Origin of the sequence: Pseudomonas sp. GD04058 (genome assembly GCF_029836855.1) — a bacterium.
Taxonomy (GTDB): Bacteria; Pseudomonadota; Gammaproteobacteria; order Pseudomonadales; family Pseudomonadaceae; genus Aquipseudomonas; species Aquipseudomonas bharatica.
In genome coordinates, this window is record NZ_JAOECN010000001.1 from 1 (window position 1) to 24,317 (window position 24,317).

A 24,317-nucleotide genomic window follows, 5' to 3' on the forward strand; every position below is an offset into this window, starting at 1 on the left:
GATAAAACCGCGCGTCAAGCACTTATTGCAACAAAATTGTCATTCCGGTCAAAAACGCCCTGAAAGCAGAGCGGGAGGCCCAAAGGGCCTCCCGCTTCTTCTATATAGAAGAGAACGCGCTTACAGACTCGGGAACGCGAATTGCGAAGCCTCATGGCTGGCACGCTGCGGCCAGCGCTGGGTGATCGCCTTGCGACGGGTATAGAAGCGCACACCGTCCGGACCGTAGGCATGCAGGTCGCCAAACAACGAACGCTTCCAGCCGCCGAAGCTGTGGTAGGCCACCGGCACCGGCAGCGGCACGTTGACGCCGACCATGCCCACTTCGATCTCGTCGCAGAACAGACGCGCCGCTTCACCGTCACGGGTAAAGATGCAGGTACCGTTACCGTACTCGTGATCGTTGATCAGTTGCATCGCCTCTTCCAGGCTGTTGACCCGCACCACGCACAGCACCGGCCCGAAGATCTCTTCCTTATAGATGCGCATCTCCGGGGTGACGCGGTCGAACAGGGTACCGCCAACGAAGTAGCCGTCTTCATGGCCGGCAACACGCAAGCCACGACCATCCACCACCAGCTCGGCGCCAGCCGCCAGGCCGTCGTCGATATACCCCACCACCTTGTCGCGAGCCGCTGCAGTCACCAGCGGGCCCATGTCCAGGCCGCATGAAGTACCGGCACCAATCTTCAGGCCCTGGATCTGTGGAACCAGCTTGGCCACCAGCGCATCGGCCACCTGGTCACCCACGCACACCGCCACCGAGATCGCCATGCAGCGCTCGCCGCAGGAACCATAGGCCGCGCCCATCAGTGCACTGACCGCATTGTCCAGGTCGGCATCCGGCATCAGCACCGCATGGTTCTTAGCGCCGCCCAGTGCCTGGACACGCTTGCCGCGCTTGGTGCCCTCGGCATAGATGTACTCGGCGATCGGCGTCGAACCCACGAAGCTCAGGGCTTTCACCTCCGGCGCTTCGATCAGCGCATCCACCGCTTCCTTGTCGCCATGCACCACGTTCAGCACGCCCTTCGGCAGACCGGCCTCATGCAGCAACTGGGCGATCAGCAGTGTCGAGCTCGGGTCACGCTCGGACGGCTTGAGGATGAAGCAGTTACCGCAGGCAATGGCCAGTGGATACATCCACAGCGGCACCATGGCTGGGAAGTTGAACGGGGTGATACCGGCCACCACGCCCAGCGGCTGGAAATCGGACCAGGCATCGATGTTGGGACCGACGTTGCGGCTGTACTCGCCTTTCAGCACTTCAGGCGCGGCACAGGCGAACTCGACGTTCTCGATGCCACGCTTGAGCTCACCGGCAGCGTCTTCCAGGGTCTTGCCGTGTTCTTCGCTGATCAGTTGGGAAATGCGCGCCTCGTTCTGCTCCAGCAGTTGCTTGAAACGGAACATCACCTGCGCACGCTTGGCCGGCGGGGTGTTGCGCCAGGCCGGGAACGCGGCCTTGGCTGCATCGATGGCCTGCTGCACGGTAGCGCGACTGGCCAGTGCCACCTTGTGGATCGCCTGGCCGGTAGACGGGTTGAAGACATCGGCGCTGCGCTCGCTCGGGGAAACCAGTTCGCCATTGATCAGGTGTGCAACGGTGCTCATGCAATAACTCCAATAATCAGGTTCGGGCGAGCCAGACGGCCCGCCCCGGAAAGAGAAAGAGATCAGTCGATGGCATTCAGCGCTTCGCCCACCGCGTCGAACAGGCGGTCCAGTTCCTGCGCCCTGGTGTTGAAGGTCGGGCCGAACTGCAGGGTGTCGCCGCCGTAGCGGACATAGAAACCGGCTTGCCACAGCTTCATCGCCGCTTCGTATGGACGGACGATCGCATCACCATCACGCGCGGCAATCTGGATCGCGCCAGCAAGTCCATAGTTGCGGATATCGATGACGTTCCTGGTGCCCTTGATGCCGTGCAGCGCGCTCTCGAAATGCGGCGCCAGTTCCGCGGCGGACTGCACCAGGTTTTCCTTTTGCAACAGATCGAGTGCAGCGATGCCCGCCGCGCAAGCCACCGGGTGCGCCGAGTAGGTGTAGCCGTGGGGGAATTCCACCGCGTACTCCGGAGTCGGCTGATTCATGAAGGTCTGGTAGATCTCGCTGCTGGCGATCACCGCGCCCATCGGGATGGCACCGTTGGTGACCTGCTTGGCGATGCACATCAGGTCAGGCGTCACGCCGAAAGCGTCGGCACCGAACATCGCGCCCATGCGGCCGAAACCGGTGATGACCTCGTCGAAGATCAGCAGGATATTGTGCTGGTCGCAGATTTCCCGCAGGCGTTTCAGATAGCCCTTGGGCGGCGGCAGTACGCCGGCGGAACCGGCCAGCGGCTCGACGATCAACGCTGCGATGTTCGAAGCATCGTGCAGTTCGATCAGCTTGAGCATTTCATCGGCCAGGGCGATCCCGCCCTCTTCCGGCATGCCCCTGGTGAACGCATTGCCTGGCAATACGGTATGCGGGATGTGGTCCACGTCCAGCAACTGGCCAAACAGTTTGCGGTTGCCGTTCACGCCGCCCAGGCTGGTACCGGCGATGTTCACCCCATGGTAGCCACGAGCGCGACCGATCAGCTTGGTCTTGGTGGCCTGGCCTTTCAGCCGCCAGTAGGCACGCACCATCTTCACCGCAGTGTCACAGCACTCGGAACCGGAGTTGGTATAGAAGACGTGGTTCAGATTACCCGGGGTCAGTTCGGTGATCTTCTCAGCCAGCTGGAAAGACAGCGGATGACCGAACTGGAACGCCGGCGAATAATCCAGCACGCCCAACTGGCGAGCGACGGCTTCCTGGATTTCCTTGCGGGTATGGCCTGCACCGCAGGTCCACAGGCCGGACAAAGCGTCGAAAACCTTGCGGCCCTTGTCGTCGACCAGGTGATTGCCTTCGGCGGCGACGATCAGGCGCGGATCACGCTGGAAGTTGCGGTTGGCGGTGTAGGGCATCCAGTGCGCATCCAGCTTCAGCTGGCTGGCCAGACCGACAGGAGCGTTTTCAGGCAGATTCATCGACAGGACCTCGCGAGGCAGGTTGAACAGCGTTCGGTGTATTGCCGATAACTTGTCACGCCTATAAAGTCTGGAAAACTCTACTTTTCCAATCTTTGGATTACCGGTCACTAAACTATGAGCCGTCGTCCCGAACCGCTTTCCCAGGTCAGCGATTTCGATATCCGCCTGCTGAAGATTTTCCGCAGCGTGGTCGAGTGTGGCGGCTTCTCGGCAGCGGAAAACGTCCTGGGCATCGGCCGCTCGGCAATCAGCCAGCAGATGGGCGACCTCGAACAACGCCTCGGCCTGCGCCTGTGCCAGCGGGGGCGCGCCGGTTTCTCCCTGACCGAAGAAGGCCGCGAGGTCTACCAGTCGGCCCTGCAGTTGCTCAGCGCGCTGGAAAGCTTCCGCACCGAGGTCAACGGCCTGCACCAGCATCTGCGTGGCGAGCTGAACATCGGCCTGACCGACAACCTGGTGACCATGCCTCACATGCGCATCACTCACGCCCTGGCCCAGCTCAAGGACCGCGGCCCCGATGTGCGCATTCGTATCCGCATGATTCCGCCCAGCCAGGTGGAACAGGGCGTGCTCGACGGTAGCCTGCATGTTGGCGTGGTCCCACAGGCCAGTCCGCTGTCGGGCCTGGAGTACCAACCGCTGTACAGCGAACGCTCGCTGCTCTATTGCGCCGTCGGCCATCCACTGTTCTACGTGGACGACCGGCAACTGGAAGACCAGCGCCTCAATGCCCAGGATGCGATCGCCCCGACCTATCGCCTGCCGGCCGACATCCAGGCCCTGCACCAGGCGCTCAACTGCACGGCCAGTGCCTCGGACCGCGAGGGCATCGCCTTCCTCATCCTCACTGGACGCTACATCGGCTACTTGCCGGATCACTACGCCACCTTCTGGGTCCAGCAGGGACGGTTGCGCGCGCTCAAGCCTGGCGAGCGCTTCTACGACCTGTCGCTGGCCTGGGTCACACGCAAGGGGCGACGTCCCCACCTGGTCCTGGAAAGCTTCCTCGAGAGCCTGGCTGCGACACGTTAGGAGCCAATTGCGATATTCTCGCGTCTTCGCGCTTGCCCACCCGCCGTGCCTGGGGTATCAACGCATGTGCCTTAATTTCCTTGCTTGCCGGAATTGCCCATGACCCTTGAAGTGCCCGCCCACCGCACCCTCGCCGCCAAGCCCGCCGGGCGTATCCGCCAGAAGAACGAGCAGGCCATCATCCAGGCCGCCGAAGATGAATTCGCCCGCCATGGCTTCAAGGGCACCAGCATGAACACCATCGCCCTCAAGGCCGGGCTGCCCAAGGCCAACCTGCATTACTACTTCACCAACAAACTCGGGCTGTATATCGCTGTCCTGAGCAACATCATCGAGTTGTGGGACAGCACCTTCAACGCCCTCAGTGTCGAGGACGACCCAGCCGAGGCGCTCGCCCGCTACATCCGCGCGAAAATGGAATTCTCCCGACGCAACCCGCAGGCTTCGCGGATCTTCGCCATGGAAATCATCAGTGGCGGCAACTGCCTGACCGACTACTTCAGCCAGGACTACCGTGAATGGTTCAAAGGCCGGGCAGCGGTATTCCAGGCCTGGATCGACGCCGGCAAGATGGACAAGGTCGATCCCGTGCACCTGATCTTCCTGTTGTGGAGCAGCACCCAGCACTACGCCGACTTCGCTACGCAGATCTGCCAGGTCACCGGCCGTAGCCGCCTGACCAAGCAGGACATGGAAGAAGCCGGCGACAATCTTATCCACATCATTCTCAAAGGCTGTGGCCTGACCCCGCCGAACTGAATACCCGCTTATGCCTTCTACGCTGCTGGAAACCTGCGAATACCGCGAAGAAATTCGCAAGAGCCGTTTCATTACCCTCGCGGCCCCCATCGACACGCCCGCCGACGCCCAGGCCTTTCTCGAACGACACAGCGACCTGGCCGCAACCCATAACTGCTGGGCCTGGAAAATAGGTGCCCAGTACCGCAGCAGCGACGATGGCGAACCCGGCGGCACGGCCGGCCGGCCGATCCTGGCGGCAATCGAGGCGCAGGATTGCGATCAGGTGGTGGTCCTGGTGATCCGCTGGTACGGCGGCATCCAGTTGGGCACCGGCGGCCTCGCCCGAGCCTACGGCGGGGGCGCCAACAAGTGCCTGCAACAGGCGCCGAAACGCCTGTTGATAAGTCGAACCGAACTGAAATGCAGTTGCTCGTTCAGCGAACTGGCTCTGCTCAAGCTACGGATCGCCGAAGCCGACGGCTTGATCCTCGATGAAGCCTTCACCGCGAATGGCGTCGATATACAACTGGCCCTCGGTGCCGAACACATCGACAACGTGCAACGCCAACTGGCCGATCTCAGCCGGGGACGCATCCTGCTCGAACGCTGCTGAACACTTGCTCACACCTACTGTGGGCCCGCCTGTGGATAACCTCTGGGCAGGCCGCTGCAAGCCTTCTGCCACAAGGCTTGCAGCGCAACGATCATATTTTGATCAACATTTGATGACAGGCGCTTATTCGTTGAACAATCAGCCGCTTAACCTGGCTTATCGCGTTTCGAAGAGCATGAATCTGCACTTATACCCAGCCAAGCGGCTTGCCCACAGATACTGTGGAGCAAGCTGTGGATAAACCGTGCACGCCTGCGCCAGGCGCTTGCCTGGCCGTCATGCGAGAGAATTGATCATTTTTTGTTCGGCCTTGTTCACTGGCAACAGCTGCAGGATGCCCCAGATCACTTCCAGTACCAGGAAGCCCCAAAGCAGTTGCGTGGCCCCGTGCATCAACGCGTACCCCTGCCAGGTGGCGAACAGCAAGCGCCCAACCGCGTCGTAGCGGCCGAATTGCTGTTGTGGATCGCGGATACGCAGGACCGACCAGACGCAAACGATCGACCCCATCAGGTTGCCCATCAGCATGTGCAAGGGCGAGAAATCGGGCAGGTCGCCAGCCAGCCCCAGGAAGGCACTGACCTCGCCCAGCAGCCCGTGCAACAACATGAAGCTCCAGGGGGTGACGAACGCTGCTGCAACCAGCAAGTCATACCAGCCACTGGCCCTGACCAAACCACGATAACCGCTCTGGCTCCACATATACCGCTCCTTGTTGGAAAGTGAGAGCGGCAGGCTAAAGCCTGGAGTATGCTCCAAGGTCAACCCCTCTCCACAGGAATTGATCGTGCGTATCGGAGAACTGGCGCAAACCTGCAGCGTTAGCCGCGACACCCTGCGGTTCTATGAAGAACGCGGCCTCATCCGCTCCAACCGCAGCGCCAACGGCTATCGTGATTACCCGGTGGAAACCGTGCAGTTGGTGCTGCTGATCAAGACCGCGCAAAAACTCGGTTTCAGCCTCGGCGAAATCAGCCACAACGTCGCCGAGCTGTGGCAGGCGCCGGACCCCGAAGCGCTGATAACGCGCTTTATCCACAACAAGCTGGAACTGGTCGAGGCGCGTATCGATGCCCTCGTCGAACTGCGCCAGGCGCTCAGGCAGCGCCTGGAAGAACGCTGCCCCCTCACATTGAAAGGAGCCCTCGCATGACTGTGAAAACCGCCCTGATCATCGGTGCCTCCCGCGGCCTTGGCCTCGGCCTGGTGGAACGCCTGAGCGAAGACGGCTGGCAGGTGATCGCCACCGTGCGCGATATCGCCAACGCCACTGCGCTAAAGACGCTAGCGAACGTCCAGGTGCGTACCCTGGAAATGAACAGCTCCGAGCAACTGGATGCCCTGGCGCAACAGCTTGCAGGCCAGACCTTCGACCTGTTGTTCATCAATGCCGGAGTGAAGGGCCCGGACAACCAGAATGCCGAGGCCGTACAACTGGCCGAAATCGGCGAGCTGTTCATGACCAACAGCGTGGCGCCGATCCGTGTCGCCCAGCGCTTCGCCGGACAGCTGCGCCAGGACGGCGGTGTCATTGCCTTCATGAGTTCGGTGCTGGGCAGCATCGCCATTCCCGATGCTCCGGAACTGGCGCTGTACAAGGCCAGCAAGGCAGCCCTCAATTCGATGATCAACAGTTTCGTGGTCCGCCTCGGCGATACCCGCCTGAGCGTCCTGGCAATGCACCCGGGCTGGGTCAAGACCGACATGGGCGGCGACGGCGCGGATATCGACGTTGCCACCAGCACCCGCGGCATGCTCGAACAGGTCAAGGCGCACAGTGGCAAGCCCGGCGTGCATTACGTCAACTACCGGGGCGAAGCACTGACCTGGTGATGTTCCCTGCCTGAACGACCGGTGCCGGGGCTGCATGGCGCCTGCATAGTCAACCTGTCGGTCAGGTTTCACCGCACCGGCCTGGCAACCTCTGTAGAATGCGCCGATTGCACCTGATGAGATTCCTCCCATGTACGACTGGCTTAACGCGCTGCCCAAGGCAGAACTGCACCTTCATCTGGAAGGTTCGCTGGAGCCCGAGCTGCTGTTCGCCCTGGCTGAACGCAACAGGATCGCCCTGCCCTGGAATGATGTCGAAACCCTGCGCGCGGCCTATGCCTTCAATAACCTGCAGGAGTTCCTCGACCTGTATTACCAGGGTGCGGACGTCCTGCGCACCGAGCAGGACTTCTACGACCTGACCTGGGCCTACCTGCAACGCTGCAAGGCGCAAAACGTCGTGCACACCGAACCCTTCTTCGATCCACAGACCCACACCGACCGTGGCATCCCCTTCGAAGTGGTACTCGACGGCATCACCCGCGCCCTGAAGGATGGCCGTGAACAGTTGGGTATCGAAAGCGGCCTGATCCTCAGCTTCCTGCGCCACCTCAGCGAAGAAGAAGCGCACAAGACCCTCGACCAGGCCCTGCCCTTCCGTGACGCCTTCGTCGCAGTCGGCCTCGACAGCTCCGAAATGGGGCACCCGCCGAGCAAGTTCCAGCGTGTCTTCGACCGCGCCCGCAGCGAGGGCTTCCTGACCGTCGCCCACGCTGGCGAGGAAGGCCCGCCTGAGTACATCTGGGAAGCCCTAGACCTGCTGAAGATCCAGCGCATCGACCACGGCGTGCGTGCCATCGAGGACGAACGCCTGATGCAGCGCATCATCGACGAGCAGATCCCGCTGACGGTGTGCCCGCTGTCCAACACCAAGCTGTGCGTGTTCGACCACATGAGCCAGCACAACATCCTCGACATGCTCGAGCGCGGCGTGAAGGTCACGGTGAACTCGGACGACCCGGCCTATTTCGGCGGTTATGTCACCGAGAACTTCCACGCCCTGCACACCCATCTGGGCATGACCGAAGACCAGGCCCGCCGTTTGGCACAGAACAGCCTGGACGCCCGTCTGGTCAGGGCCTGAGGCACCTTCACCCCATCCGCAGGGGAAGCGGCATCCGGGCGATCTGCTGGATGCCGCGCAAGCCCGCCGCGGTCACCTGGGCGGCCCGGGTTTCGTCGGTGATTCGCACCCACCCGGATTGCACGAACAGCTTGAGCACACTGCTGCCCAAGGCGCCCCCCAGGTGCGGTCGGCGCTCGTCGACTTCACTGCAGCAACTGCACAAGCTGCACAGGCGGCCATCGCGCTGCGCCAGGGCATCGATGAAAATGCCATGGCTGGCGAACTCCTCGCGCCCGGTCAGGGTGATGTCCAGTTGCTGCTCGGTCTGCTGCAGCCATTGCGCGTCCAGCAGGCGCTGGAGCAGGTCGGCCGCCACTTCTCCGCCGAGGTGATCGCGACACAGGCGCGCCTTGCGCATGGCCAGCGGCACGCTTATGGCAGGCTGCCTGGTCAGCGGCGTCTCGTGCTCGCGGATGGTCACACTGGCAAGGGCCTCCACGGCCGTGCCGATTTCCGGGGCCGCCAGGCGGAAGTAGCGCTTGCGCCCGCGGGCCTCGCGCTTGAGCAGCCCGCAGGCCGACAGCCGGGCCAGGTGGGCGCAGGCCGAAGAAGGCGTCAGCCCGGCCAGCATGGCCAACTCCTCCGACGGGCGTGCCATTCCATCGATCAGCGCCCAGAGCATGGCACTGCGTTTCGGGTCGGCCATCAAACTGGCGACCTGGCTGATACTGGCTATCGGTTGCATGTCTCCACTCCCTGCGTAGTTTCATTGATGAATAAAGTTTCCTCATATCCAGGCCGGACCAAAGTTGGCCGGCAACTCCAGATATGCGTCGGGTCGAACAGCGCATCCGGCGCTGTTTCAGCCTGGGAAACTTTATCTTGATGGCGGCAATTGCCCGGCCCAGTATAAGCATGCTCCCCGCGATAATCGTCGGCGTTTTGCCAGTGATCGCCCAAGGTTTGCCTGGCCTTACAAAGTTTGGACACTGGCTTTCATGGCAGCCGGGCCCTGCGAAATCCCGGCAGATGCCCATGAATGACCGGATGCATCGACACGCTGAATATCCGTCTTCAAGTTCGCTCAGGTAATACGCCTACATTGAAAGTAATAATGCCTTTCAAGCAAATGCGCAGGGGATGTAAGACCTTGCCAATAATCAAACACGCTGCGTTTAAAGTTCATCGAGAACTGTACGACAACGCGCCTTGAGCAAGTCACCCAGGAGTTGTACCGGCTTGCCCAGTTGAGCGCGGTGAGTACACAACAGGTTTAGTGGTGCAGCCTCGCCCCGGTAATGGCCGAGCAGCACCCGCAAGCGCCCGGCACGCACGTCGGCGGCGACATCGAGCCAGGATTTATAGGCGATCCCCGCTCCTGCCACAGCCCAACGCCTGACGACATCGGCGTCGTCGCAGAAGCGATCGCCACTGACCAGCACATCCTCTTCCCGCCCATCCAGGTAAAAGCGCCAGTGGTCATGCACACCACTGCCCAGGCGGTACAGCAGGCAATTGTGCTCTGTCAGCTGGGCCACGCTACGCGGCTCGCCATGCCGAGCCAGGTAGTCCGGCGACGCACAGACCACCCGACGGTTGTCCGGACACAGCGGTACCGCTACCAGGCTGGAATCCTCGGGCGCACCATAGCGCAGGGCGATATCCACGGGCTGGCGGAACAGATCGGCATTTCGGTCGCCCAGCAGTAGACGCACATTGAGCAGCGGGTGCTCGCGCTGCAGTTCGTCGAGCCAGGGCAGCAGCACATTGCGACCGAAGTCGGACGGCGCCGACAGCTGCAACACGCCACTGATTTCGTCACGCTCCCGGGCCAGCAGGCGCCGCCCCTCATCGAGGCTGGTCAAGGCCGCGCGGGCATGGGCAAGAAAGCCCTCGCCCTCGGCGGTCAGGCGCAGGCTGCGGGTCGAGCGTGCCAGCAGACGCGCGCCGAGCTGCGCCTCCAGGCGCTTGAGCGCCGCACTGGCCACCGCTGGCGAAAGGTCCAGCAGGCGTGCCGCCGCCGACAGGCTGCCGTGCTCCGCTGCACGGACGAAGAGCTGCAGATCATCGAAACGCAACATGTGCACCGCCATGATTTTCAAAATTGTTTTGAAAGTTTCTGCGGTTTTAGCGGCTTTTAACCAGAAACAAAAGGATCAATGATGGCGCTCATCCACTTCTCAATTAGGAATCACCGATGAAAGCCATTGCTTACTACCAGTCGCTGCCGATCGAAGACGCCGCCGCCCTGCAAGATATAGAACTGCCCGCTCCGCAACCGGGCCCACGCGACCTGCTGGTGGAGGTCCGGGCGATCTCGGTCAACCCGGTGGACACCAAGGTCCGCCGCAACGTCCAGCCGGAAAACGGCACGGCCAAGGTGCTGGGCTGGGACGTAGCCGGCGTGGTCAAGGCCGTGGGTAGCGAAGTCAGCCTGTTCCAGCCGGGCGACAAGGTGTATTACGCCGGTTCCATCGCCCGCGCCGGCGCCAATAGCGAGTTGCATGTGGTGGACGAGCGCATCGTCGGTCATATGCCGAAAACCCTGGGCTTCGCCGAGGCCGCGGCACTGCCCCTGACCGCCATCACCGCCTGGGAACTGCTGTTCGAACGCCTGCAGATCGCCGAAGGCAAGGAAGACCTGGGCCAGAGCCTGCTGATCGTCGGCGCCGCCGGCGGCGTCGGCTCGATCCTGACCCAACTGGCCAGCCAGCTCACCGGTCTGCGCGTGATAGGAACCGCGTCGCGTCCGGAAACCCAGGAGTGGGCCCGCGAACTGGGCGCCGACCTGGTGGTGGACCACCGCCAGCCACTGGCCGAGGCCCTGCGCAGCGCAGGGGTGCAGCACGTCACCCACGTCGCCAGCCTGACCCAGACCGACCAGCACCTCGATCAACTGGTCGAGGCCCTCGCTCCGCAAGGCAAGCTGGCGCTGATCGACGATCCGCAACAGCTCGACGTGGCCAAGCTCAAGCGCAAGAGCCTGTCGTTGCATTGGGAGTTCATGTACACCCGCTCGCTGTTCGAAACCCCGGACATGCTGGAGCAGCACAAGCTGCTGGAGCGGGTCGCCGAACTGATCGATGCGGGCACCCTGAAGACCACCCTGGGCGAGCACTTCGGCACCATCAACGCAGAGAACCTGCGCCGTGCCCACCAGTTGCTGGAAAGCGGGGCGGCCAAGGGCAAGATCGTGCTCGAAGGCTTCTGACCACCCGACGCATGGCATGACCGCCAGTCCGCGATTTGCTCCAGGTCATGCCGCAGCCGGGAAACTCGCGCCTACAATCCAGCGACCTTTGCCAACCGGAGGTATGCCGCGATGAAAGTAGTGCTCGAGGCAACAGGCAAGAAACCGGACCGCCCCTGGCAGGTCCGGCTTGACCAGCATGTCGTGGGTTTTCGCAGCGAGGCCGAGGCCCGTGCCTTCATCGATACCTTGCAGGCGCGGATCCGCGCACCGCACCCCTTGTTCAGGCAGGCCGGCTGAGCGGGAGGCGACGGGTCAGCGTCGCCGCCGTGACCGCAGCCGCCCCGCACAGGGTAATGACGATGGCCATGGGCATCGCGCTGCCGTCGTGCAAAACACCCACCAGGGCCGCTGCGCCCGCAGCGACGCTGAACTGCAGGCATCCCAGCAATGCCGAGGCACTCCCGGCCCTCGCGCCCTGCCCGTTCATGGCGCAGGCCGAGGCATTGGGGATGATGCCGCCGAGGCTGGCAATGCACACGAACAGCGGAATCAGCAGCGGCCACAATGCTTCGGTATGCAGCGCACTGATGCCCAGCAGCACCAACCCTGCCGCCAGGTACAACCACACCATCCGCGCCAGCAGCAAGGCCGGGCCACGCTTGGCAAGCAGGCGCGCGTTGATCTGCGCCACCAGGATGAAGCCAGCCGCATTGGCGCCGAACAGCCAGCCATAATGCTCGGCCGGCACCCCGTAGAGCTTGATGAAGACGAACGGCGAACCGGCGATATAGGCGAACATTCCGGCCATGGAGATGCCGCCGGTAATGGCATGGCCGAGGAAGCGCGGATCCTTCAGCAGGCGCCAGTATTGGCCCAGTGCACCGGACAGCGGCGGGCGCGGCTGGTTGGCCGGCAGGCTTTCCGGCAGGCCGAGGGCCACGGCCAGGGTGCACAGGGCGCTGAACAGGGTCAGGGCGATGAAGATCGACTGCCAGCCATACAGGTTGACCAGCAGCCCGCCCAGCATCGGCGCGAGGATCGGTGCCAGGCCCATCACCAGCATCAATTGCGAGAAGACCTTGGCCGAGCCCACCGCATCGCATTTGTCGCTGACGATGGCACGGGACAGGACCATTCCGGCGCAGCCGCCAAGCGCCTGGACGAAGCGGGCAATGACCAGGGCATCGAGGGTGGGAGCGTAGGCGCAGGCCAGGGACGCGGCGGTGAACAGCACTACCCCGCCGAGCAGCGGAATGCGCCGGCCGAAGCGGTCGGCGATTGGCCCGTAGGCGAGCTGGCCGATGGACAGGCCGAGGAAATACGCGGCCAGGGTGCTCTGGACATGTTTCTCGTCGGTGCCGAAGGCCAGCGCCATGGCCGGGAAGCCAGGCAGATAGAAGTCGATCGCCAACGGCCCGAACGCACTGAGGGCGCCGAGGATCAGGATGGTACGCAGGTTCATGGGAATCCGTAGCTAGCTAAGCAAGTTGGCTAGTCTACCGGGGCTCCAAGGGAAAGAGGTGAAAATTCGAAAGGCTGATCGCGCACCTTGTGGGAGCGGGTTCATCGGAGCGCCGAACCGCCGCGATTGCAGTAGTGAATCCACCGACGTCATCGCGGGTGAACCCGCTCCCACAGGGTATGTGATCGCTCCCGGATCAGATCACCCGGGCCTCATACCCCTCGTCGCGGATCAGTTCGAGAATCTGCTCCGCTGGCAATTCGCTTTTCACCGAGACCTGCTTCTGTGCCAGATCCACCTTGACCTCCGCCGCCGCGTCCTCGCGCTGCACAGCGTTGGTCACGGCCTTGACGCAGTGACCACAGGTCATTCCTTCCACGTTGAATACTTGCATCGTCGTGACTCCTGGTTGGGTTTGTCCGCAGTCTCAAGCTTGCCACCGGGGCAAGGTCAAGTTTGCCGTGATGCTGCCGGGCTGGAAATCCTTGCCCGGGTCGGCCAAGCTGCGTGCTTGTCGATTTATCAGCAGGAGTTTCAGCCATGGGCAAGGCAGCACTCGGCCTTCTCGCTCTGCTCGGATGGTCCAGCCAGGTTCCCCTGGCCAGCGCCGCAGCTCCCACCGATTACAGCGTGATGATCATTTCCCGGGAACGCCTGGAGGTCGCCACGTCCTGCGAGATCGGGATCTACCTCAACGACCAGCTCACCGGACGTCTGTTCCAGGAAGAGTCCACCTCCTTCAACCTGCCTCCGGGCGATGTGGAAGTGCGCCTGCGCCTGTTGCCGGGCCAGGCCCCGGGTTGCAACAACGGCGTCGAGAATCAGAGGTCCCAGCGCTTCACCCTCAAGGCCGGGCAAGTCATCAAGTACCGCATCGCAACGAGCCAAACCGGCCTTTACCTGAAACAGGCCGCCCTGGGCTATTGACCTTGCCAGCATGGCAAGGTTGATGCTGGAGGCCAGTCCACGGAGGAGAGCCCCATGCCCGAGTCAATCACCTTCGACCTGCCGATCGGCGGCATGACCTGCGCCAGTTGCGCCGGTCGGGTCGAACGCGCGCTGAAGAAGGTCCCCGGTGTGCAGTCGGTGAGCGTCAACCTCGCCAACGAACGCGCCCATATCGAAACCGCCCCAGGTCTGGAAGGCAACACGCTGATCGCCGCCGTCGAGCGCGCAGGCTACAGCGCCAGCCTGGCGCAAAGCGAAACAGCCAGCCGTGACGACAGCGAACGACGCCTGCGCAACGAGCGTTGGGCGGTGGCCCTGGCCGTCCTGCTGGCGCTGCCGCTGGTACTGCCGATGCTCCTGCAGCCCTTCGGTATCAGCTGGATGCTCCCGGCCTGGGCGCAGTTCGCCCTCGCCACGCCGGTGCAATTCATCCTCGGCGCGCGCTTTTACGTCGCGGCCTGGAAAGCCGTACGTGCCGGGGCCGGCAACATGGACCTGCTGGTCGCACTGGGCACCAGCGCCGGCTATGGCCTGAGCCTGTACGAATGGTCCCGGGCCATGCCGGGGATGATGCCGCACCTGTATTTCGAAGCGTCCGCAGTGGTGATCGCCCTGGTCCTGCTGGGCAAGTACCTGGAAAGCCGTGCCAAGCGCCAGACCGCCAGCGCCATCCGCGCCCTCGAAGCGCTGCGCCCCGAACGGGCCGTGCAGGTAGTGGATGGCGTCGAACGCGATGTACCGATCAGCGTCCTGCGCCTGGAGGACCTGGTGCTGGTCAAGCCCGGCGAGCGTTTCCCGGTGGACGGCGAAGTGGTCGAAGGCCAGAGCCATGCCGACGAAGCCCTGATTAGCGGCGAGAGCCTGCCGGTGCCGAAACGGCCCGGCGACCGCGTCACCGGCGGTGCGATCAATGGCGAAGGCCGGTTGCTGGTGCGCACCCTGGCACTGGGCACGGAAACCGTGCTCGCCCGGATCATCCGCCTGGTGGAGGACGCCCAGGCGGCCAAGGCGCCGATCCAGAAGCTGGTGGACCGGGTCAGCCAGGTGTTCGTCCCGGCGGTGCTGGTCCTGGCCCTGGTCACCCTGGTCGGCTGGTGGCTGGCCGGTGCCCCGCTGGAAGTGGCGCTGATCAATGCCGTCGCCGTGCTGGTCATCGCCTGCCCCTGCGCCTTGGGCCTGGCTACGCCGACTGCGATCATGGCCGGCACCGGGGTCGCCGCGCGCCACGGCATCCTGATCAAGGACGCCGAAGCCCTGGAACGGGCCCATGCGGTCAACCGCGTGGTATTCGACAAGACCGGCACCCTGACCTCCGGCAGCCCGCGCATCGTCCACCAGCACGCGATGGACGGTGACGACGCCGGCCTGCTGCAACTGGCCGGGGCCCTGCAACGTGGCAGCGAACACCCGCTGGCGAAAGCCGTGCTGGACGCCTGCGCCGAACGAAACCTGAACGTCCCTGATATCCGTGATAGCCAGTCCCTCACCGGTCGCGGTATCGCCGGCACGCTCGACGAACGAGCCCTGGCCCTGGGCAACCGCCGCCTGCTCGACGAAAGCGGCCTGCAACCCGGCGCGCTGGCGGACGACGCCAAGGCCTGGGAAGCCGAAGGCCGCACCCTCTCCTGGCTGATCGAGACCGCCCCGCAGCCCCGCGTACTGGGCCTGTTCGCCTTTGGCGACAGCCTCAAGCCGGGCGCGGAGCAAGCGGTCAGGCAACTGGCGCAAACGAACATCACCAGCCACCTGCTGACCGGCGACAACCGTGGCAGCGCCAGCGTGGTCGCCAGGGCCCTGGGCATCGACGACGTGCACGCCGAGGTGCTGCCAGCGGACAAGGCCGCGCACGTGGCTTCATTGAAAGCGTCCGGTGTGGTGGCCATGGTCGGCGACGGTATCAACGACGCCCCGGCCCTGGCCGCCGCCGATATTGGTATCGCCATGGGCGGCGGTACCGACGTGGCCATGCAGGCGGCCGGCATCACCCTTATGCGCGGCGATCCGCGCCTGGTCCCGGCGGCGCTGGACATCAGCCGCAAAACCTACGCAAAGATCCGCCAGAACCTGTTCTGGGCCTTTATCTACAACCTGATCGGCATCCCCCTGGCCGCCTTCGGCCTGCTCAACCCGGTGCTGGCCGGCGCGGCCATGGCCCTGTCCAGCGTCAGCGTGGTGAGCAACGCCCTGCTGCTGAAAACCTGGAAACCTGAAACACCAGCGGAGGAACACAAGGCATGAACATCGGTCAGGCAGCCAGGCGCACCGGCCTGAGCGCAAAGATGATCCGCTACTACGAATCGATCGGCCTGCTCAAGCCCGCCGCACGCAGCGACAGTGGCTATCGCCTCTACAGCCAGGACGACCTGCACAGCCTGACCTTCATCAAGCGCTCGCGGGACCTGGGGTTCTCGTTGGAGGAAGTGGCTAAGCTGCTGACCCTGTGGCAAGACCGCCAACGCGCCAGCGCCGATGTAAAGGCCCTGGCCAGCGAGCATATCGCCGACCTCAACCGGCGCATCGAGGAACTGGTAAGCCTGCGTGACACCCTGAGCGAACTGGTCGCCCACTGCCACGGCGACGACCGCCCCGACTGCCCGATCCTCAAGGATCTGGCAGCCGGTTGCCGTCACTGAATACTGCACTCCAGTGCGCCGCGGATACTGTCTGGGCCCGGCCCGGGCAATGATGTGGTCAGATCGGGCCAAATCGCTGGCAAGCCAGCTCCCACAGGGTCTGCTGTGGCCCGGACCTTCTCTTCCGGCAACTGATCGGCGATGAACACCATCACGCTTTCCCTTGCCTCGCCCTCGGCCCACGCGGGATCCCTGTGGGAGCTGGCTTGCCAACGATTGCGATAGTGAGCCCACCGCCGTGGTCGCTGGCAAGCCAGCCCACAGGGGGCCGCGTTCATGCTTTAAAGGGTTACTGCGCCCAAGGTGGCGGCGGCTCTTCGCCCTTGACCGGGCCGCGTTCGGCGTCCTCGCGGCCGGCGCGGCGCCGGGCGTCCTCGAACTTCGCCGCTTCGATCTCGCGCATCACGCCCCCCACGTCGGCAACATGGTCATCGTCCTTCCAGTTGCCGGTCAGGACGCTGTCCGGCTGCAACTTGCCTTCCTGGTACAGCGCCCACATTTCCCTGGCGTAGCGGGTCTGCTTGAGTTCCGGGGCGAACCGCCCGAAGTAGTGGGCCATGTTCGCCACGTCCCGCTCCAGCATGCTGAAGGCGTGGTTGTTGGCCGCCGCATCCACGGCCTGGGGCAGGTCGATGATCACCGGCCCGTCCGGCCCGAGCAGCACGTTGAATTCGGAAAGGTCGCCATGCACCAGCCCGGCGCAGAGCATCAGCACGATCTGGCGAATGATGAAGGCGTGATATTCGCGGGCCTGGTCGGCTTCCAGGTGTACATCGTTGAGTCGCGGCGCGGCCTGGCCGTCTTCGTCGGTGACCAGTTCCATCAACAGCACGCCGTCGAGGAAATCGTAGGGTTTCGGGACCCTCACCCCGGCACTGGCGAGGCGGAACAGGGCCGCCACTTCGGCGTTCTGCCAGGCTTCCTCGGCTTCCTTGCGCCCGTACTTCGAGCCCTTGGCCATGGCCCGGGCCTGGCGGCTGTTGCGCACCTTGCGTCCTTCCTGGTACTCGGCGGCCTGGCGGAAGCTACGCTTGTCGGCTTCCTTGTAGACCTTGGCGCAGCGCAACTGACGCCCGCAGCGCACCACGTAGACCGCTGCTTCCTTGCCGCTCATCAGCGGGCGCAGCACTTCATCGACCATCCCGTCTTCGATCAGCGGTTCTATCCGTTTGGGAGTCTTCATCGGCTTTTGTTCTTGCTCCTGTATGCCACTGAATTGGGGTGCCTCTTTAGGCGAGGCGCACACGATATATCAAGCGCCCTGCCGGTATCGGTGCCGAAGCGAAGGCCACATGGTTTCAATTTACGTCAGCTCATTCCCGGAACAGTTCCCCGGGGGTCGCGCCGAACAGCCCCTTGAAGGCGGCAATATACGCCGAGGTTGAATCGTAACCGCATCCCAATGCCGCCTGCGTGACACTCTGGCCTTGTTCCAGGAACTCCAGCGACGACAGCAGGCGCATGCGCTGGCGCCAGGCGCGGAAGCTCAGGCCCGTCTCGCGCTGGAACAGGCGCATCAGGGTCTTTTCCGAACGCCCCAGGCGCTGCGCCCAATGCTCCAGGTTGTAACCCTGCTCGGGGTTTTCCAGCAATTGGTTGCATACCTCCAGCAACCCCGGATGCTGCGGCAACGGCAGGGAAAAGCCGACCTCGGGCAAGGTGCGCAACTGATCGAGCAAAACCTGGACCAGATGGGCTTCGTCACTGTCGCCTTGCGCATAGTCCACCGGGTATTGGCAGAACTGCTTGATCAACTCCCGGGCCAGCGGCGTCACCTCCAGCACCCGGCAATGCCCCGGCGCCCAGGCCGAATCGCTGCGGCGCACATACAGGCTGCGCATCTCCGCGCGAGTCGAGGTGATCACCTCGTGCTCGACCCCGGCCGGTATCCACACGCCCCACTGCGGCGGGGCGAAGTAACTGCCCTCGGCGGTGTACACCCCGAGCACGCCACTGATGGCGTAGGAAAACTGCACCCAGTCATGCCGATGCCGTGTCGTCCACGACCCCGCGCCGAGGCTTTCGGCCCGCGCATACAGCGGTCGGGGCAGCTCGCTCAGGTCGGGAATCCGACGGGGAGCGCCGTTTTGTCCGTTAGTCGGCATCGCTTGGCCTTATGTCGCAAGACGGAAAATCCCTTGCAGGTTAACGTCACGGCTGATTATTACAAGATGATTCGAAGGTCCGCCTATGCAAGCATTCAAGCACCTCAAGCGCGTGGTCACCGACTGGTTCCTCTGCGGCATGTTCCTCGCCACCTTCCTCGCCTGGCTGTTCCCGCATTTCGGCGCAGCAGGCGGGGCCATGCACGCCGAATATGTGATCAACATCGGCGTGTTCGTGGTGTTCTTCCTCCATGGCATCAACCTGTCCAGCGAGCAGATTCGTCACGGCCTGAAGAACGTGCGCCTGCACGTCATGGTGCAGGTCTTCACCTTCGTGGTCTTTCCGCTGCTGTGGCTGCTGGGCAAAAGCGTCATCGGCAGCCAGCTCCCGGCCTTGCTGATGCTCGGTTTCCTCTACCTGTGCGCCCTGCCTTCGACCATTTCGTCTTCGGTGGCGCTGACCGGCAGCGCCGGTGGCAACGTACCGGCGGCGATCCTCAACGCCAGCCTGTCGAGCGTGCTCGGCATCTTCATCACCCCATGGCTGTGCAGCCTGGTGGTAGGCAGCGGCAGCGACGGCATCGACCTCGGCGCGACCTTGCTCGACCTTTGCGCCCTGCTGCTCGCGCCGCTATTGCTGGGCCAGGTGCTGCGCCCCTGGCTGGGCAGCTTCTTCGCCAGGCACAAGCGCTACACCAACGTGATGGACAAGGTGGTGATCCTGCTGCTGGTGTATGCCGCGTTCTGCAATTCGATGATGTCCGGCATGTGGCAGCAACAGGGGCTGTCGGTGCTGATCACTGCCTTCGTCGGCAGCGCGCTGATCCTCGCCCTGGTGCTCTGGCTGACCACCCGCACCGCACGCGCCCTGCACTTCAACCGGGCCGACGAGATCGCGGCGGTGTTCTGTGCCAGCAAGAAGTCGCTGGCGGCGGGTGCACCGATGGCCGCGCTGATCTTCGGCGCGCACCCGGGCCTGGGCCTGATCCTGCTGCCGATCATGATCTACCACCCGCTGCAGTTGATCGTCTGCTCGATCATGGCCGAGAGCTATTCCAGCCAGGCCAAGGCCGCCGCCGCAAAGAGTCCGGAGCTGGTCAACGCTCGATGATTGCCGTCACGCCCTGACCGCCCGCGGCGCAGATCGAGATCAGCCCGCGACCGCCTTGACTGCCGGCCTGATCGAGCAGCTTGGCCAGGTTGGCCAGGATGCGGCCACCGGTCGCGGCGAAGGGGTGCCCGGCGGCCAGGGAGCTGCCCTTCACGTTCAGCTTCGAGCGGTCGATGGCGCCCAGCGGCTGTTCCAGGCCGAGGCGGTCGCGGCAGTACTCGGGGTCTTCCCAGGCTTTCAGGGTGCACAGCACCTGGGCGGCGAAGGCCTCGTGGATTTCGTAATAGTCGAAGTCCTGCAGGGTCAGGCCATGACGCGCCAGCAAGCGCGGCACGGCGTAGACCGGCGCCATCAGCAAACCTTCGTGGCCTTTGACGAAGTCCACCGCAGCGCTCTCGCCATCCAGCAGGTAGGCCAGTACCGGCAGGCCGCGCGCCCTGGCCCACTCCTCGCTCGCCAGCAGGACCACCGACGCGCCATCGGTCAGCGGCGTCGAGTTGCCAGCGGTCAGGGTGCCGTTGCCGCCGCGCTCGAACGCCGGCTTGAGGGCAGCGAGTTTTTCCAGGGTCAGGTCGGGCCGCAGGTTGTTGTCGCGGGTCAGGCCCTGGAATGGCGTAAGCAGGTCGTCATGCCAGCCCTCGTCGTAGGCTGCGGCCATGTGCTGGTGACTGAGCAGCGCCAGTGCGTCCTGCTCCTCGCGGGGGATGCCCCAGTGCTGCGCCATCAGCTCGCAATGCTGGCCCATGGACAAGCCGGTACGTGGCTCGCCATTGCGCGGGAACTCCGGCTTGAGGTCGGACGGGCGCAGCTTGAGCAGGGCCTTGAGCTTGTCGGCGTTGGTCTTGCCGCGATTGGCGTCCAGCAGCACCCGACGCAGGCCCTCGCCAACCGCGATGGGCGCATCGGACGTGGTATCCACGCCACCTGCGATGCCGCATTCGATCTGCCCGAGGGCGATCTTGTTGGCAACCAGCAACGCCGCTTCCAGCCCCGTTCCGCAGGCCTGCTGGATGTCGTAGGCCGGGGTCTGCGGCGACAGGCGCGAACCGAGCACGCATTCACGGGTCAGGTTCAGGTCCCGCGAATGCTTGAGCACCGCTCCCGCTGCCACCTCGCCCAGGCGCAGGCCATGCAGGCCGAAGCGTTCGATCAGGCCTTCGAGCGCGGCAGTCAGCATGGTCTGGTTGCTGGCCGTGGCATAGGCGCCATTGGAGCGGGCGAAAGGGATTCGATTACCGCCGATGATCGCGACCCGACGCAGACTTCGCATGAAAGACATTCCTTTTATCCCCGAAATAGACGCATAGAGCGTAGGACTTTTTTCCCGCTTCGAACGACCAAAGGCCGATCATGGTCCACACTCTGATGCTTATTTCAGGGAGACGTGCCATGAGCGACCGCTATATCGACTTCGCCAACTCCGATCTGGGCCGGCGTGTGGTAGGGGCTGTCGGGCTGCCGCAGCCTGCCCGCCTGGAGCGCTGGCAAGCCGGCCGGCTGCGGCCCGTGGAGGGTACGCTGTTGCTCGGTGGCGGGCCGCTGGCGCTGAAGGTCGCGGAGTTCGGCCAGCGCCTGACCGGCGAAGTGGTCAGCTTCGCCGATGACGCCCTGGGCCTGCCGGCGTGGGTCGCGGGGCTCGGCAGCAAGCTCAAGGCGGTGGTCTTCGATGCCAGCCACCTGGGCGACATCGATCAGCTCAAGCAGTTGCGCGAGTTTTTCCAGCCGCTGCTGCGCAGCCTCGATCGCAGCGCCAAGGTGGTGATTCTCGGGCGCGCCCCGGAGCAGCTCGACGACGTACTTGCCCGGGTCGCCCAGCGCGCCCTGGAAGGCTTTGCCCGCTCCCTGGCCAAGGAATTGCGCAGCGGCGGCACCCTGCAGTTGCTGTACGTGGCGAAGAACGCCGAAGACCAGCTCGAAGGCGCGCTGCGTTTCTTCCTGTCGCCGAAAAGCGCCTTTATCAGCGGCCAGGTCCTACGCCTGGAAGCCTGCGCCAGCCAGGTGCAGGATTGGACCCGCCCGCTGGCCGGACGCAGAGCGCTGGTAACCGGTGCTGCCCGCGGGATCGGCGCCGCCATTGCCGAAACCTTGGCCCGCGATGGCGCCGAGGTGGTGCTGCTCGACGTACCCCAGGCCGCGGATGACCTCAAGGCCCTGGCCGAGCGCCTCGGCGGACGCGCGCTGGACCTGGATATCTGCGCCAGCGACGCGTCCGCCAGGTTGCTCGAAGGGCTGCCGGACGGCATCGATATCGTCGTGCACAACGCCGGGATCACCCGCGACAAGACCCTCGCCAACATGACCCCGGAATACTGGGATTCGGTCCTGGCGGTGAACCTCAAGGCACCGGCCTTGCTGACCCAGGCGCTGATCGACGGCGGCGCCCTGCGCGATGACGGGCGCATCGTGGTCATGGCATCCATCAGCGGCATCGCCGGTAACCGTGGTCAATCCAACTATGCGGCGAGCAAGGCCGGGCTGATTGGCCTGGCCCAGGCCTGGGCGCCGTTGCTGGCCGAGCGCGGTATCAGCATCAATGCCATCGCGCCCGGCTTTATCGAAACCCGCATGACCGCGGCCATCCCCTTCACCTTGCGCGAGGCCGGGCGACGCATGAGTTCGCTGGGCCAGGGCGGGTTGCCGCAGGATGTCGCCGAAGCGGTTGCCTGGCTGGCGCAGCCGGGTAGCGGCGCGGTCAGTGGACAGGTGCTGCGGGTTTGCGGCCAGGCGGTAATGGGAGCCTGACCATGACCCAGACCTGGCACGACCTCGGCAGCACCGCCAGCCTCTCCGGGCTGTACATGAAGGCGGCGAGCAAACGCAGGATCACCGGCGACAGCCTGCCGCGCTACGGACTGCGCTGCGGGATCAATGTCGACGAGCGCAACCTGGAGGCTTATCGCAGGCTCTGCCTGTTCGTCCAGGATGGCCGCCTGCCGCCGACCTATCCCCATGTCATGGCCTTTGCCTTGCAGTTGCAATTGCTCACCGCCAAGGAGTTCCCGGCACCGCTGCTGGGCATGGTTCATCTGGGCAACCGGATTCGCGTGTTGCGGCCACTGGGCGGCATTTCGCGGCTGCGCTTCTCGGTGTCGGTGGATAACCTCCAGCCCCATGAAAAAGGCGCCACCCTCGACCTGCGCACCGATGCCGAGGACGGGCTCGGGCTGATCTGGTCCGAGACCAGTCGCATGCTTTGCCGTGGCATGAAGGTGGCAGGAGAAGTACCGCTGGAGGCACCGCCCGAGCCACTGGAGATGAGCGAGCTGGCCCGCTGGTACGCGGACAGCGATATCGGTCGGCATTACGCCAAGGTATGCGGCGACTACAACCCGATCCACCTGAGTGCGGCCAGCGCCAGGCTGTTCGGCTTCCCCCAGGCCATCGCCCATGGCATGTGGAGCAAGGCCATGGCCATGGCCCATCTGCGCGGGCACCTGCCGCGCAGCGGCTATGAGGTGGCGGTGGAATTCCACAAGCCGGTGCGGTTACCGAGCGAGGTGATCCTCGATGGCAGCGAGGCCGCGGCGAACGGGCAGTTTCGCTTGAGCGGACATAGTGGGCTGGTGCACATGACCGGCACTTGGCAACCAATCTGAGGCCGTCATCCAGGTAACACAAAACCTGTGGGAGCTGGCTTGCCAGCGATTTGGCCCGACCTGACAACATCAATTGCCCAGGCCGCCCTCATCGCTGGCAAGCCAGCTCCCACAGGGTCCTTCGCCAGCCATACGATCCCCCTTGCCAGCCCGAACTTTCCCCCTGAAGCTATACCGCCTCAGGAGACCCGAAACCAATGAACGACCGTCATTTCGATGCCCTTGCGACCCGCTTCGCCGAGAAGATCTACGGCGGTGCCAAGGGTGCGATTCGCCTGGCGGTGCTCCAGGCCGACCTTGCCGAGTGCCTGCCGGAGCGCCCGCTGCGCATCCTCGATATCGGTGCCGGCCTGGGCCATATGGCGCTGTGGCTCGCCGAACGAGGCCATCACCTGACCCTCGCCGAACCCGCCGCGCCGATGCTCGATGGCGCACGCGAGCGCTTCGCCGCTGCCAGCCAGCCGGCCACCTTCATCCAGGCGCCCTGGCAGGACCTGCTCGGCGAACTGACCGAACCCTACGATCTGGTGCTGTGCCATGCGGTGCTGGAGTGGCTGGCCGAACCCGAGGCGATCCTGCCGGTGCTGCACCAGTTGACCCGCAGCGACGGCCTGCTGTCCCTGGCCTTCTACAACCGCGATGCACTGGTCTATCGCAACCTGCTCAAGGGCCATTTCCGCAAGATGCGGCGCAATACCCTGGCCGGCGAGAAACAGAGCCTGACCCCGCAAAAACCCGTCGATCCCCGCGAACTCAGGACCTGGCTCGAAGGTCTATGGCAGGTAGAGGCCGAGAGTGGCGTGCGGGTGTTCCACGACTACATGCCGACCGAGTTCCAGGCCCGCGCCGAGTTGATCGACCTGCTGGAAATGGAACTGGCCCACCGGCGCCATCCAGCCTTCGCCGGCCTTGGCCGCTACCTGCACTGGATCTGCCGTCCCCTTTAGGGAGAGCCCCA

General features: G+C 64.1%; 25 protein-coding genes. 15 read left to right on the plus strand and 10 right to left on the minus strand.

What is annotated here, in order from left to right; all coding sequences use genetic code 11:
• Positions 1–120 precede the first annotated feature (120 nt).
• Together N7650_RS00005 and N7650_RS00010 are read right to left on the minus strand one after the other, a co-directional pair.
• A complete protein-coding gene (locus tag N7650_RS00005; protein ID WP_009400834.1) occupies positions 121–1,614 on the minus strand; it encodes a CoA-acylating methylmalonate-semialdehyde dehydrogenase in 1,494 nt (497 codons plus the stop codon).
• A gap of 62 nt (positions 1,615–1,676) precedes the next feature.
• On the minus strand, positions 1,677–3,023 hold the full coding sequence (locus tag N7650_RS00010) for an aspartate aminotransferase family protein (RefSeq protein WP_009400833.1): 1,347 nt from the start codon (positions 3,021–3,023) through the stop codon (positions 1,677–1,679).
• A gap of 117 nt (positions 3,024–3,140) precedes the next feature.
• Here N7650_RS00010 and N7650_RS00015 point away from each other — a divergent pair, with 117 nt between their 5' ends.
• From N7650_RS00015 to N7650_RS00025, 3 genes are all read left to right on the plus strand, one after another.
• A complete protein-coding gene (locus tag N7650_RS00015) occupies positions 3,141–4,058 on the plus strand; it encodes a LysR family transcriptional regulator (protein ID WP_009400832.1) in 918 nt (305 codons plus the stop codon).
• A 99-nt stretch (positions 4,059–4,157) separates the two neighbouring features.
• Complete coding sequence (locus N7650_RS00020; protein WP_064304412.1) at positions 4,158–4,817, plus strand: TetR/AcrR family transcriptional regulator; 660 nt, start codon at positions 4,158–4,160, stop codon at positions 4,815–4,817.
• A 10-nt stretch (positions 4,818–4,827) separates the two neighbouring features.
• The gene (locus N7650_RS00025; protein ID WP_279896367.1) at positions 4,828–5,412 is read left to right on the plus strand and encodes an IMPACT family protein; all 585 of its coding nucleotides are present in this window, start codon (positions 4,828–4,830) and stop codon (positions 5,410–5,412) included.
• A gap of 276 nt (positions 5,413–5,688) precedes the next feature.
• On the opposite strand, the gene N7650_RS00030 is transcribed toward N7650_RS00025, so the two are convergent.
• On the minus strand, positions 5,689–6,114 hold the full coding sequence (locus tag N7650_RS00030) for a hypothetical protein (RefSeq protein ID WP_009400829.1): 426 nt from the start codon (positions 6,112–6,114) through the stop codon (positions 5,689–5,691).
• 85 nt (positions 6,115–6,199) lie between these two features.
• Here N7650_RS00030 and N7650_RS00035 point away from each other — a divergent pair, with 85 nt between their 5' ends.
• The 3 genes from N7650_RS00035 (at position 6,200) to N7650_RS00045 (ending at position 8,329) form a co-directional block, all read left to right on the plus strand.
• Positions 6,200–6,565 (plus strand): MerR family transcriptional regulator, encoded by a 366-nt coding sequence (locus N7650_RS00035; protein WP_009400828.1) that lies wholly within the window; start codon positions 6,200–6,202, stop codon positions 6,563–6,565.
• Positions 6,562–7,245: an SDR family oxidoreductase gene (locus N7650_RS00040; protein WP_279896372.1), complete on the plus strand. Its 684-nt coding sequence runs from the start codon at positions 6,562–6,564 to the stop codon at positions 7,243–7,245. Before N7650_RS00035 ends, N7650_RS00040 begins: the two co-directional genes overlap by 4 nt.
• A 130-nt stretch (positions 7,246–7,375) precedes the next feature.
• On the plus strand, positions 7,376–8,329 hold the full coding sequence (locus tag N7650_RS00045; RefSeq protein WP_009400826.1) for an adenosine deaminase: 954 nt from the start codon (positions 7,376–7,378) through the stop codon (positions 8,327–8,329).
• Between the two features lie 7 nt (positions 8,330–8,336).
• On the opposite strand, the gene N7650_RS00050 is transcribed toward N7650_RS00045, so the two are convergent.
• Positions 8,337–9,056, minus strand: a complete 720-nt coding sequence (locus N7650_RS00050) for a helix-turn-helix domain-containing protein (RefSeq protein ID WP_009400825.1) — start codon at positions 9,054–9,056, stop codon at positions 8,337–8,339.
• A 430-nt stretch (positions 9,057–9,486) separates the two neighbouring features.
• Positions 9,487–10,392 (minus strand): LysR family transcriptional regulator, encoded by a 906-nt coding sequence (locus tag N7650_RS00055; RefSeq protein WP_279896375.1) that lies wholly within the window; start codon positions 10,390–10,392, stop codon positions 9,487–9,489.
• 116 nt (positions 10,393–10,508) lie between these two features.
• Here N7650_RS00055 and N7650_RS00060 point away from each other — a divergent pair, with 116 nt between their 5' ends.
• Together N7650_RS00060 and N7650_RS00065 are read left to right on the plus strand one after the other, a co-directional pair.
• Positions 10,509–11,522, plus strand: a complete 1,014-nt coding sequence (locus N7650_RS00060; protein WP_279896377.1) for a zinc-binding alcohol dehydrogenase family protein — start codon at positions 10,509–10,511, stop codon at positions 11,520–11,522.
• Between the two features lie 111 nt (positions 11,523–11,633).
• The gene (locus N7650_RS00065; protein ID WP_009400822.1) at positions 11,634–11,801 is read left to right on the plus strand and encodes a hypothetical protein; all 168 of its coding nucleotides are present in this window, start codon (positions 11,634–11,636) and stop codon (positions 11,799–11,801) included.
• On the opposite strand, the gene N7650_RS00070 is transcribed toward N7650_RS00065, so the two are convergent.
• Positions 11,785–12,966 carry a multidrug effflux MFS transporter gene (locus N7650_RS00070; protein ID WP_279896379.1) on the minus strand — a complete coding sequence of 394 codons (1,182 nt, stop codon included), beginning with the start codon at positions 12,964–12,966 and terminating at the stop codon, positions 11,785–11,787. The genes N7650_RS00065 and N7650_RS00070 overlap by 17 nt on opposite strands.
• 196 nt (positions 12,967–13,162) lie before the next feature.
• Complete coding sequence (locus N7650_RS00075) at positions 13,163–13,360, minus strand: cation transporter (protein ID WP_009400819.1); 198 nt, start codon at positions 13,358–13,360, stop codon at positions 13,163–13,165.
• A gap of 146 nt (positions 13,361–13,506) precedes the next feature.
• Between N7650_RS00075 and N7650_RS00080 the strand changes: the two genes are divergently transcribed.
• From N7650_RS00080 to cueR, 3 genes are read left to right on the plus strand one after another with little or no spacing between them, the layout of a single operon-like run.
• Positions 13,507–13,893: a hypothetical protein gene (locus N7650_RS00080; RefSeq protein ID WP_279896382.1), complete on the plus strand. Its 387-nt coding sequence runs from the start codon at positions 13,507–13,509 to the stop codon at positions 13,891–13,893.
• Between the two features lie 54 nt (positions 13,894–13,947).
• Positions 13,948–16,152, plus strand: a complete 2,205-nt coding sequence (locus N7650_RS00085; RefSeq protein WP_279896383.1) for a heavy metal translocating P-type ATPase — start codon at positions 13,948–13,950, stop codon at positions 16,150–16,152.
• Positions 16,149–16,547: a Cu(I)-responsive transcriptional regulator gene (cueR, locus tag N7650_RS00090; RefSeq protein ID WP_279896385.1), complete on the plus strand. Its 399-nt coding sequence runs from the start codon at positions 16,149–16,151 to the stop codon at positions 16,545–16,547. Before N7650_RS00085 ends, cueR begins: the two co-directional genes overlap by 4 nt.
• Before the next feature lie 289 nt (positions 16,548–16,836).
• On the opposite strand, the gene N7650_RS00095 is transcribed toward cueR, so the two are convergent.
• Positions 16,837–17,730, minus strand: a complete 894-nt coding sequence (locus N7650_RS00095) for a PA4780 family RIO1-like protein kinase (protein ID WP_279896387.1) — start codon at positions 17,728–17,730, stop codon at positions 16,837–16,839.
• A 130-nt stretch (positions 17,731–17,860) separates the two neighbouring features.
• On the minus strand, positions 17,861–18,652 hold the full coding sequence (locus N7650_RS00100; RefSeq protein WP_279896389.1) for a helix-turn-helix transcriptional regulator: 792 nt from the start codon (positions 18,650–18,652) through the stop codon (positions 17,861–17,863).
• 85 nt (positions 18,653–18,737) lie between these two features.
• Here N7650_RS00100 and N7650_RS00105 point away from each other — a divergent pair, with 85 nt between their 5' ends.
• Positions 18,738–19,763, plus strand: a complete 1,026-nt coding sequence (locus N7650_RS00105; protein ID WP_009400812.1) for a bile acid:sodium symporter family protein — start codon at positions 18,738–18,740, stop codon at positions 19,761–19,763.
• On the opposite strand, the gene N7650_RS00110 is transcribed toward N7650_RS00105, so the two are convergent.
• Positions 19,750–21,033, minus strand: coding sequence for an acetyl-CoA C-acetyltransferase (locus tag N7650_RS00110; RefSeq protein WP_279896392.1), 1,284 nt, complete (start codon positions 21,031–21,033; stop codon positions 19,750–19,752). The two genes, N7650_RS00105 and N7650_RS00110, sit on opposite strands and share 14 nt — an antisense overlap.
• 119 nt (positions 21,034–21,152) lie before the next feature.
• On the opposite strand from N7650_RS00110, the gene N7650_RS00115 reads away from it, so the two are divergent.
• The 3 genes from N7650_RS00115 to N7650_RS00125 all read left to right on the plus strand — a co-directional run bounded on the left by N7650_RS00115 (position 21,153) and on the right by N7650_RS00125 (position 24,306).
• A complete protein-coding gene (locus N7650_RS00115; protein WP_279896394.1) occupies positions 21,153–22,505 on the plus strand; it encodes a 3-oxoacyl-ACP reductase in 1,353 nt (450 codons plus the stop codon).
• A 2-nt stretch (positions 22,506–22,507) separates the two neighbouring features.
• Positions 22,508–23,359 carry a MaoC family dehydratase gene (locus N7650_RS00120; RefSeq protein ID WP_279896395.1) on the plus strand — a complete coding sequence of 284 codons (852 nt, stop codon included), beginning with the start codon at positions 22,508–22,510 and terminating at the stop codon, positions 23,357–23,359.
• Positions 23,360–23,556: 197 nt separating this feature from the next.
• On the plus strand, positions 23,557–24,306 hold the full coding sequence (locus N7650_RS00125) for a methyltransferase (RefSeq protein ID WP_009400808.1): 750 nt from the start codon (positions 23,557–23,559) through the stop codon (positions 24,304–24,306).
• Positions 24,307–24,317: the final 11 nt, after the last annotated feature.

Bases quoted from the DNA above. Each gene is read 5' to 3' on its own strand.
- N7650_RS00005 (WP_009400834.1), bottom strand. From the start codon at position 1,614: ATGAGCACCGTTGCACACCTGATCAATGGCGAACTGGTTTCCCCGAGC.
- N7650_RS00010 (WP_009400833.1), bottom strand. From the start codon at position 3,023: ATGAATCTGCCTGAAAACGCTCCTGTCGGTCTGGCCAGCCAGCTGAAG.
- N7650_RS00015 (WP_009400832.1), top strand. From the start codon at position 3,141: ATGAGCCGTCGTCCCGAACCGCTTTCCCAGGTCAGCGATTTCGATATC.
- N7650_RS00020 (WP_064304412.1), top strand. From the start codon at position 4,158: ATGACCCTTGAAGTGCCCGCCCACCGCACCCTCGCCGCCAAGCCCGCC.
- N7650_RS00025 (WP_279896367.1), top strand. From the start codon at position 4,828: ATGCCTTCTACGCTGCTGGAAACCTGCGAATACCGCGAAGAAATTCGC.
- N7650_RS00030 (WP_009400829.1), bottom strand. From the start codon at position 6,114: ATGTGGAGCCAGAGCGGTTATCGTGGTTTGGTCAGGGCCAGTGGCTGG.
- N7650_RS00040 (WP_279896372.1), top strand. From the start codon at position 6,562: ATGACTGTGAAAACCGCCCTGATCATCGGTGCCTCCCGCGGCCTTGGC.
- N7650_RS00045 (WP_009400826.1), top strand. From the start codon at position 7,376: ATGTACGACTGGCTTAACGCGCTGCCCAAGGCAGAACTGCACCTTCAT.
- N7650_RS00050 (WP_009400825.1), bottom strand. From the start codon at position 9,056: ATGCAACCGATAGCCAGTATCAGCCAGGTCGCCAGTTTGATGGCCGAC.
- N7650_RS00055 (WP_279896375.1), bottom strand. From the start codon at position 10,392: ATGTTGCGTTTCGATGATCTGCAGCTCTTCGTCCGTGCAGCGGAGCAC.
- N7650_RS00060 (WP_279896377.1), top strand. From the start codon at position 10,509: ATGAAAGCCATTGCTTACTACCAGTCGCTGCCGATCGAAGACGCCGCC.
- N7650_RS00065 (WP_009400822.1), top strand. From the start codon at position 11,634: ATGAAAGTAGTGCTCGAGGCAACAGGCAAGAAACCGGACCGCCCCTGG.
- N7650_RS00070 (WP_279896379.1), bottom strand. From the start codon at position 12,966: ATGAACCTGCGTACCATCCTGATCCTCGGCGCCCTCAGTGCGTTCGGG.
- N7650_RS00075 (WP_009400819.1), bottom strand. From the start codon at position 13,360: ATGCAAGTATTCAACGTGGAAGGAATGACCTGTGGTCACTGCGTCAAG.
- N7650_RS00080 (WP_279896382.1), top strand. From the start codon at position 13,507: ATGGGCAAGGCAGCACTCGGCCTTCTCGCTCTGCTCGGATGGTCCAGC.
- N7650_RS00085 (WP_279896383.1), top strand. From the start codon at position 13,948: ATGCCCGAGTCAATCACCTTCGACCTGCCGATCGGCGGCATGACCTGC.
- cueR (WP_279896385.1), top strand. From the start codon at position 16,149: ATGAACATCGGTCAGGCAGCCAGGCGCACCGGCCTGAGCGCAAAGATG.
- N7650_RS00095 (WP_279896387.1), bottom strand. From the start codon at position 17,730: ATGAAGACTCCCAAACGGATAGAACCGCTGATCGAAGACGGGATGGTC.
- N7650_RS00100 (WP_279896389.1), bottom strand. From the start codon at position 18,652: ATGCCGACTAACGGACAAAACGGCGCTCCCCGTCGGATTCCCGACCTG.
- N7650_RS00105 (WP_009400812.1), top strand. From the start codon at position 18,738: ATGCAAGCATTCAAGCACCTCAAGCGCGTGGTCACCGACTGGTTCCTC.
- N7650_RS00110 (WP_279896392.1), bottom strand. From the start codon at position 21,033: ATGCGAAGTCTGCGTCGGGTCGCGATCATCGGCGGTAATCGAATCCCT.
- N7650_RS00115 (WP_279896394.1), top strand. From the start codon at position 21,153: ATGAGCGACCGCTATATCGACTTCGCCAACTCCGATCTGGGCCGGCGT.
- N7650_RS00120 (WP_279896395.1), top strand. From the start codon at position 22,508: ATGACCCAGACCTGGCACGACCTCGGCAGCACCGCCAGCCTCTCCGGG.
- N7650_RS00125 (WP_009400808.1), top strand. From the start codon at position 23,557: ATGAACGACCGTCATTTCGATGCCCTTGCGACCCGCTTCGCCGAGAAG.